Source organism: Xenorhabdus beddingii, assembly GCF_002127545.1.
Classification (GTDB): domain Bacteria; phylum Pseudomonadota; class Gammaproteobacteria; order Enterobacterales; family Enterobacteriaceae; genus Xenorhabdus; species Xenorhabdus beddingii.
Genome location: NZ_MUBK01000049.1, coordinates 1 through 7471, shown reverse-complemented (window position 1 = coordinate 7471; position 7471 = coordinate 1). Strand labels below are relative to the sequence as shown.

Here is a 7471-nt window from a genome sequence, read left to right as displayed (position 1 = left end):
TTAAAAGCCAATGAATAATCACGCTGAGTGCGTTTACTTTCTGATTTCATAACACTCTCCTAAAGAGATGAAGGAAAGTGTCAACTTTATTTAGGACGGGACAGAGGGAGGAAAAAAAGCCTTTCATGCGGCTTTAGGCATCAATGCGGGCTGTTTTATTTGGGGAGCAATGGTGGCATTCGGCTTGGGCACCTTGATTGCGGTATCAGAGCTGGCATTCAACATATTAAAATGGTGTGGCGCACTTTATTTATGTTGGCTGGGAATTCAGATGATTTTGCGCCCCCATTCAGATCTCACTGAGAAAACATCCTCTTCTGTGAAAACGTCGAATTGGTTTATCAAGGGGATGTTGGGTAATGTCCTTAATCCGAAAATGGGGGTATTTTATGTTTCATTCTTGCCTCAATTTATTCCCCAAGGGCACTCAGCCATTTTATGGACATTCAGTTTAGTCATGATCCATGTATTGCTTGGCACATTGTGGTCAATATCATTGATTTATGCCACACGTCCTCTTTCCCATATATTACGTCGTGAAAATGTCATTAAATGGATGAACCGGGTAACAGGTGGGTTGTTTTTACTTTTTGCGGTTAAACTGGTGTTGAGTCGGCGCTAATGAAACCCATCCTGCAACGCAGGATGGGTTTATGTTCCAGACGGAAATTCCCTTAAAGCCATGCCCGCAATTAGCCCAGATTTTCCACCAGCGTTGCCACCATCATCGCCTTAATGGTATGCATACGGTTTTCAGCCTGATCAAACACAAGACTGTGTTTTGATTCAAACACTTCATTGGTGACTTCCAGTCCACCATATAAATTGAATTCGTCTGCCAGTTGCTTGCCGAGCAGGGTGTCTTCATCGTGAAACGCAGGCAGGCAATGCAAAAATTTCACTTCCGGATTCCCCGTGAGTTTCACAATATCCATATTGACTTGATAGGGTTTCAGTAACGCAATGCGTTCTTGCCAAACCGACTTTGGTTCTCCCATTGAAACCCAAACATCGGTATACAGAAAATCAGCGTGTTTGACACCGTGTGAAATATCTTCTGTCAGAGTGATCTGACCGCCAGTTTTTGCCGCCTGTTTTTGGCATTCTGCAACCAAACCTGCATCTGGCCAGCACGCTTTCGGCGCGATTAAACGCAGATCCATCCCGGTCAATGCGGCAGCTTCCAGCATTGTGTTGCCCATGTTATTGCGCGCATCTCCCAAATAGGCAAATTGGATTTCAGATAACGGCTTCCGGCTGTGTTCCTGCATCGTCATTAAATCAGCCAGAAGTTGGGTGGGATGGAATTCATCAGTCAGGCCATTCCAAACCGGAACACCTGCGTATTGCGCTAAAGTTTCGACAATGTGCTGGCCGTGACCACGATACTGGATGCCGTCATACAAGCGCCCAAGCACCCGCGCGGTGTCCTTGATGGATTCTTTGTGCCCGATCTGACTGCCACTGGTGCCTAAATAGGTCACACTGGCGCCTTGATCATGGGCTGCGACTTCGAATGCACAGCGTGTACGGGTGGAGTCTTTTTCAAAAATCAGGGCAATATTTTTCCCCTTAAGTAAGGGAGATTCAGTACCTGATTTCTTATTCGTTTTTAATTCATGAGCTAACGTTAAAAGAAGATTAAGTTCCGTAGGAGTAATATCAAGAAACCTTAAGATCGAGCGTTGAAAAAATGGGTTCATTATGCATTGTCTCCATCAGTGCAATATTGAATTTATATTCACTATATCTCGATAAAAAATCAGATTGCAAGTTCCGCGATCGGGACTTGTGAACGTGATGATATTAAGACTGATTATGGTTCAATCGCTTACTGTTTGCGCCTCTCCTTGAACAAAATGGGATAGATATATCCTTTGTAAAGAAAAGATGGGAGAATGCAAAACAGGATAGCCAACTGACGGAGGGGATTGGCATGGCAGACCCGCATGCTTTAGAAGAACAGCGTGAAGAGACTCGCTTGATCATCGAAGAATTATTGGAAGATGGCAGTGATCCTGAGGCGCTTTATATTATTGAACACCACTTTTCGGCGGAAAACTTCGATCAATTGGAAAAAGCTGCTCTTGAAGCATTCAGATTAGGTTATGAAGTCACGGATGCCGAAGAGTTGGAAACCGAAGATAGCGTTGTTTTGATGTGTTGCGATGTGATCAGTGAAAGTCGTCTGGAAGCTGAACTGATCAACGTTCAGGTTGAACAACTGATGGATCTGGCCGAAAAAATCGGTGTCAATTACGATGGTTGGGGGACGTACTTTGAAGATCCCAACGCGCCGGATGATGAAGATGACGAAGGTGATCTCTTTCCCCCGGAGGAAGATGAACCCAGACTTCATTAAGATCGTTTGAAGATAGCGTTCCCGCCCATAAATCAGCCCCACTTGATCAGTGGGGCTGATTTATGGGCGGGGACAGCCGTTGCGGTTATCGCTGTTGCGGTTATAGTTATAGTGTCTTGAGCATTCTGACTTCACAGTCGCTGTGGCCTGTATTGCCAAGTGGCTCATCAAGATAACTGAATCCCAGTTTTTCATACAAGGCAATGGCTGCTTTCAGGTTTTCCGTTGTTTCGAGATAGCAGCGTTTAAAGCCTTGTTCTGTCCCGAATTCGAGTGATTGTTTCACGATTTGCCTGGCAACCCCTTTTCCCCGCAACACCGATGAAAGGTACATCTTCTGTAATTCGCAGGTATCACCGTCGCCACCCGCCAGCGGAGCAACACCGCCACCCCCAACGACTTCGCCATCCATTTCAACCACCCAGTAAGCACTGCGTGGCTGGTTGTAAACGTCGTACAGGGTATCCAGAATCGGATCAGCAACGGCAAACCCTTTGTCTGCGGTTAAACCATGTTCGGCGGAGACTTCACGGATAACAGCGGCAATGCCTGCATTGTCCTGTTGGGTGATGGGGCGGATAACGTAATGTTGTGTTGTTTTTGCTGTCATTACTTTCTCTTTATATTTTTAATTAATAGGGAAGTAAATAATACAGCATGAAAGTTATTAGTCTAATGAATAACTTATTCCCTAACGATGGGACCGTGGTCCCATCGTTGGCATGAAGAAAGACATCTGAAAAGAATTGCGGGTTTATTTAGAAATATCCTCCCCAAAATATTTCTCGGAGATACGCGCATAAGTGCCATCATCTTTTATCTCTTGCAGGGTCTTATTGATGGCCTCTACCAGCTCAGTATCCCCTTTGCGCAGTAAAACGGCGGATTTACTTGCGTCAGCTTGGTGAGCGACGATTTTCACGGGAGCATTAGGGCGCTGTTTTTTGAAATCGAGGAATGACAGGCGATCATTTAATGTGGCATCCGCCCGTCCGGTGACGACCAGATCAATGGCTTGGTTAAAACCATCCGTACTGACCAGATTAGCGCCGTAAGCGGTTGCCAGTTGCCCGTAGTTACTGGTCAGTGATTGGGCTGAACGTTTTCCTTTAATATCAGCGAACGTTTTAATATCACGGTTATTGTCACGGATGATCAACGCGACTTGGGAGGTTGTGTACGGGATGGAAAAACTGTATTTCGCTTCACGTTCTGGTGTGACGCCGACCTGATTGATAACGGCATCAAAACGTTTGGCATCCAGCCCTGCGATCAAACCATCCCATTTTACTTCCATAAACTCAGGTTTAACGTTCAAACGCCGGGCAATTTCCCGTGCAATATCCACGTCAAAGCCGGTTAATGTGTTGCTGGCGTCATGGTAGGTAAAAGGAGGATAAGTGCCTTCCGTGCCAATTTTAAAGACGCCGGAGGCTTTTATCGCGTCAAAATCTTTGCCGGCATAGCCAGGGGCAGAAATAGCCAAGGCAGTCGCGCCCGCCAATAACAGACTCAAAATCTTTTTCATTGTGCTTCTCCGCATAAATAATGTCCGCATAAATAATGTTGCTGATGTTAAACGTGACTGCTCTCTAGATTTCCCAATCCGGTAAGGTTTCTGTCAGGGTTGAGATAAACTCGACCGTGCGCATCTTACTGGGATGGGTGAAGAGGGTTTTTGCTGTGCCCGATTCAATAATCTCACCGGATTCCAGAAACACCACATTATGGGCAAGATTGGCGGCCAGACGCAGATCGTGCGTCGCCATTAACATGGTGGTGCCTTCTCCTGCCAGTTGTTTCAAAACCGACACGACTTCTTTGGATAATTCAGGGTCAAGTGCGGATGTGGGTTCATCGCACAGCAGCACCTTGGGCGAGGGTGCCATGGCTCTGGCGATGGCGACCCGTTGTTGCTGACCGCCTGATAATGTACTCGGCCAAACATCCGCCTTGTGGGACAGGTCAACTTTTTTCAGCAATTCCAAAGCGCGTTCTCTGGCGCGCTCGCGTGGCCATTTCTGCACCCAAATCAGCCCTTCCATAATGTTTTCAATTACCGTCAGATGCGGGAAAAGCTGGAAATTCTGGAATACCATGCCGGTTTGCAGACTAAAACGCTGGATTTCCCGATGCGGCAATTTTTCCTTACCGCTGAACGTCATCTGCTCTTTGCCAATTTCCAGCTTGCCCGCTTGTGGGATCTCCAACAAATTAATACAACGCAGCAAGGTACTTTTCCCGCTACCGGAAGGGCCGATAAGTGCGGTCAGGCTACCCTCCTTAATGGTCAGGCTAATATTTTTCAGCACCTTTTGCCCGTCGAAACTTTTTTCAATGTTGGTGAGCTGAATCATCTTTGGCTTCCTTATTATTGCGGCTGTTCTGTGGGTGACTGCTTTGTTGGGCGAATTTCTTTTCCAGCCGGACTTGCAGGGCGGACAACACGGAACTCAAGAGGAGATAGAGAATGGCGGCCTCGGTATACAGGATTAATGGCTGATAGGTAACAGCGGCGATGCGCTGCGCCGCCAGAAACATTTCCGGCACCGTAATGACGGAAGCCAGAGAGGTATCTTTGACCAGCGAAATAAACGTATTGGACAAGGGAGGAATGGAAACCCGTGCCGCCTGTGGCAGAACAATCCGGCGCAGTGATTGCCACCAACTCATGCCAATGGAGTGCGAGGCTTCCCATTGTCCCTTGGGAACCGACGTCAATGCAGCACGGATAACTTCTGAGGTGTAGGCACCCACATTCAGGGTAAAACCGATAACGGCAGAGGTGAAGGCTTCCAATGTAATGCCTGCACTGGGCAGTGCATAGAAGATCAGAAACAGTTGCACTAACAAAGGCGTGCCACGGATCAACCAGACATAAAACCGAGCTACGGCAACCAGTGGTTTAGGGCCATACAGCCTGATTAAAGCCACGATAAACCCCAGCGAGATCCCCAGTGCGAAGGTAATCAGGGTAAGGGGGATAGTGAATGTCAGGCCGGCATAAAGCATCGGCCAAAGGGAATCCAGCGCTAAACTGAGCCAATCTGGGGTCATGGGTTCTTCCTAATAGATTGATATTAAAAATATGTTTATTTTTTATAGGGGTGTTTTAATGATGATATGGCAAGAAAAGGCGATAGCTATATACAATAAAGTTATAGCTTAGAACTTTAGGATAACCGGGTTGTATCGGTCAATGTGGCAGAGGAAAGCGTTATCATAAATAGAAATATTATTGTTATTTAAAATTTGCATTTAAAATAAATAATGCAATTAATTTGTCTGCCAAATATCATTAATAAATATTATTATCTCAATAAAGTTTTCAATAAATGCAAACCAGGGTAATACATCTGTTTATTAATTTAAAATGCATTATCAGATTAATCTTAACAATATTGCTTCCGGTGTCTTTAGACCGGAGAATTAGCGGCCTCTGGCTTAACTTAATCATGAAAAATGATGGCAATATAGCAGAAAATCATGAGGTTTATTTATAAATATCTTGCGCGTTATCTTGTTGTAATGTTTACTATGAATCCTTTTTTAAGTATGCAATAAATGAATATCTTTGTGTTTTTTATCAATATGACTACTGCAAGTTAACTGACAGGTGAACCCTAAACAGGGTAATTGCCATTCTGTTTATATAAAACAAATACTAAATTACAAATGCTCTCCTGTATTGAGTTGGATTTATTCCAGTTTCTAATTTCACTGAATCCATTAATCATTTTGGTGAATGTTTTTGTTGTCATTTTTATATAAAGGTAAAAGGATGAAAAAAGTTTTATTTAAACCGGCTATTTTGGCGGTTTTAATCAATGCTGTTTCAGTAGGTTATGTTAACGCTTCGGTCCCAAAATGTGAGGAATATGTTAACGCACCAGGGAAGAAGTCGACGATTGACCCTACATCCACGAATAGTTTTGCCACAGGCTGTTCGAAGATTGGCAAAAAATCTGCGAATAGCATTGCCTCAGGAGAATCGGCGATTAAAAATAACTCTTGGAGTAGTCTTGCCTCAGGGAGTTCAATGATTGGCGAGAATTCTGCAGGTAGCCTTTCCACAGGGAATTCTGTGATTGGCAATAGGTCTTGGGGGAGCTTTGCCTCAGGGAGTTCGGAAATTGACCATGACACTGGTTTTTCTGCTGCTCTTGGACATGCGTTTATTGAAAAGAATAGTCGTTCCTCTCTGGCTGTAGGTTACGAGGCAAGGGTGAAAGCCAACTCAGAATCTTCTATCGCAATAGGAAAGTATTCTACTGTTCACAAGGCAAATGGCATGGCTTTGGGTGAGGGAACTGTTTCTTCCCATACTAATGCCGCTGCAATCGGGAAAGAGGCTAAAACTGACAGAGAAAATAGTGTCTCATTGGGTGATAAGAACGATTCCACTAAGAATAAACAGCTCACCAATATTGCCGATGGTACAGAAGAGCAAGATGCGGCTACGGTAGCTCAATTGAACCGCCGGGGTTTCTTTTCTAATGCCCAAAAGACAAACTCATTTTATATAGGACAGAGTGCTAAATCAGATGATGATAACGTTGTCTCATTTGGTGATAACCAAACTCAATTACGATTAATTAATATTGCTGATGGTCAGAACCCGAACGATGCCGTTAATAAAAAGCAGCTTGATCAGCGATTTGCTGATGTCAAAAGTAATGTTATCGCTGAGTTAAAAAAAGATATGGGAACGTTAAGTCAGGCGGGGGATGCGGTCAAGGAAACAGCGATAGCGGCGAACCGGTCTGAAACCCATGCCGGGAAATCAGAGGACGCGGCCACCCAGTCGGCAGCCGCCGCAAACCGGTCTGAAACCCATGCCGGGAAATCAGAGGACGCGGCCACCCAGTCGGCAGCAGCGGCGAGCCGGTCTGAAACCCATGCCGGGAAATCAGAGGACGCGGCCACCCAGTCGGCAGCAGCGGCGAGCCAGTCTGAAACCCATGCCGGGAAATCAGAGGACGCCGCCACCCAGTCGGCAGCCGCGGCGAGCCGGTCTGAAACCCATGCCGGGAAATCAGAGGACGCCGCCACCCAGTCGGCAGCCGCCGCAAACCGGTCTGAAACCCATGCCGGGAAATCAGAGGACGC

At 45.8% G+C, this 7471-nt stretch carries 6 protein-coding genes and 2 pseudogenes; 3 read left to right on the top strand and 5 right to left on the bottom strand.

Translation table 11 applies throughout. The features are described 5' to 3' along the window. Positions 1-103 precede the first annotated feature (103 nt). Positions 104-622, top strand: a pseudogene (locus Xbed_RS17525) (LysE family translocator); the annotation flags it as partial. Positions 623-692: 70 nt separating this feature from the next. Here the strand turns inward: Xbed_RS17525 and argF are convergent. After that, positions 693-1703 carry an ornithine carbamoyltransferase gene (argF, locus tag Xbed_RS17520; RefSeq protein WP_086114129.1) on the bottom strand — a complete coding sequence of 337 codons (1011 nt, stop codon included), beginning with the start codon at positions 1701-1703 and terminating at the stop codon, positions 693-695. A 233-nt stretch (positions 1704-1936) separates the two neighbouring features. Here argF and rraB point away from each other — a divergent pair, with 233 nt between their 5' ends. Continuing rightward, positions 1937-2362, top strand: a complete 426-nt coding sequence (gene rraB, locus Xbed_RS17515; RefSeq protein ID WP_086114128.1) for a ribonuclease E inhibitor RraB — start codon at positions 1937-1939, stop codon at positions 2360-2362. A 106-nt stretch (positions 2363-2468) separates the two neighbouring features. On the opposite strand, the gene Xbed_RS17510 is transcribed toward rraB, so the two are convergent. The 4 genes from Xbed_RS17510 to Xbed_RS17495 all read right to left on the bottom strand — a co-directional run bounded on the left by Xbed_RS17510 (position 2469) and on the right by Xbed_RS17495 (position 5419). Continuing rightward, the gene (locus tag Xbed_RS17510; protein ID WP_086114127.1) at positions 2469-2972 is read right to left on the bottom strand and encodes a GNAT family N-acetyltransferase; all 504 of its coding nucleotides are present in this window, start codon (positions 2970-2972) and stop codon (positions 2469-2471) included. 144 nt (positions 2973-3116) lie between these two features. After that, positions 3117-3890, bottom strand: a complete 774-nt coding sequence (locus Xbed_RS17505) for an amino acid ABC transporter substrate-binding protein (RefSeq protein ID WP_208612269.1) — start codon at positions 3888-3890, stop codon at positions 3117-3119. Between the two features lie 64 nt (positions 3891-3954). After that, positions 3955-4719, bottom strand: a complete 765-nt coding sequence (locus tag Xbed_RS17500; protein WP_086114125.1) for an amino acid ABC transporter ATP-binding protein — start codon at positions 4717-4719, stop codon at positions 3955-3957. Further along, positions 4697-5419, bottom strand: a complete 723-nt coding sequence (locus Xbed_RS17495) for an amino acid ABC transporter permease (protein ID WP_086114124.1) — start codon at positions 5417-5419, stop codon at positions 4697-4699. The genes Xbed_RS17500 and Xbed_RS17495 overlap by 23 nt, the downstream gene beginning before the upstream one ends. Before the next feature lie 724 nt (positions 5420-6143). Between Xbed_RS17495 and Xbed_RS17490 the strand changes: the two are divergent. Further along, positions 6144-7471: pseudogene (locus Xbed_RS17490) on the top strand (hypothetical protein); the annotation flags it as partial.

Bases quoted from the DNA above. Each gene is read 5' to 3' on its own strand.
- Xbed_RS17510 (WP_086114127.1), bottom strand. From the start codon at position 2,972: ATGACAGCAAAAACAACACAACATTACGTTATCCGCCCCATCACCCAA.
- Xbed_RS17495 (WP_086114124.1), bottom strand. From the start codon at position 5,419: ATGACCCCAGATTGGCTCAGTTTAGCGCTGGATTCCCTTTGGCCGATG.
- Xbed_RS17500 (WP_086114125.1), bottom strand. From the start codon at position 4,719: ATGATTCAGCTCACCAACATTGAAAAAAGTTTCGACGGGCAAAAGGTG.
- Xbed_RS17505 (WP_208612269.1), bottom strand. From the start codon at position 3,890: ATGAAAAAGATTTTGAGTCTGTTATTGGCGGGCGCGACTGCCTTGGCT.
- rraB (WP_086114128.1), top strand. From the start codon at position 1,937: ATGGCAGACCCGCATGCTTTAGAAGAACAGCGTGAAGAGACTCGCTTG.
- argF (WP_086114129.1), bottom strand. From the start codon at position 1,703: ATGAACCCATTTTTTCAACGCTCGATCTTAAGGTTTCTTGATATTACT.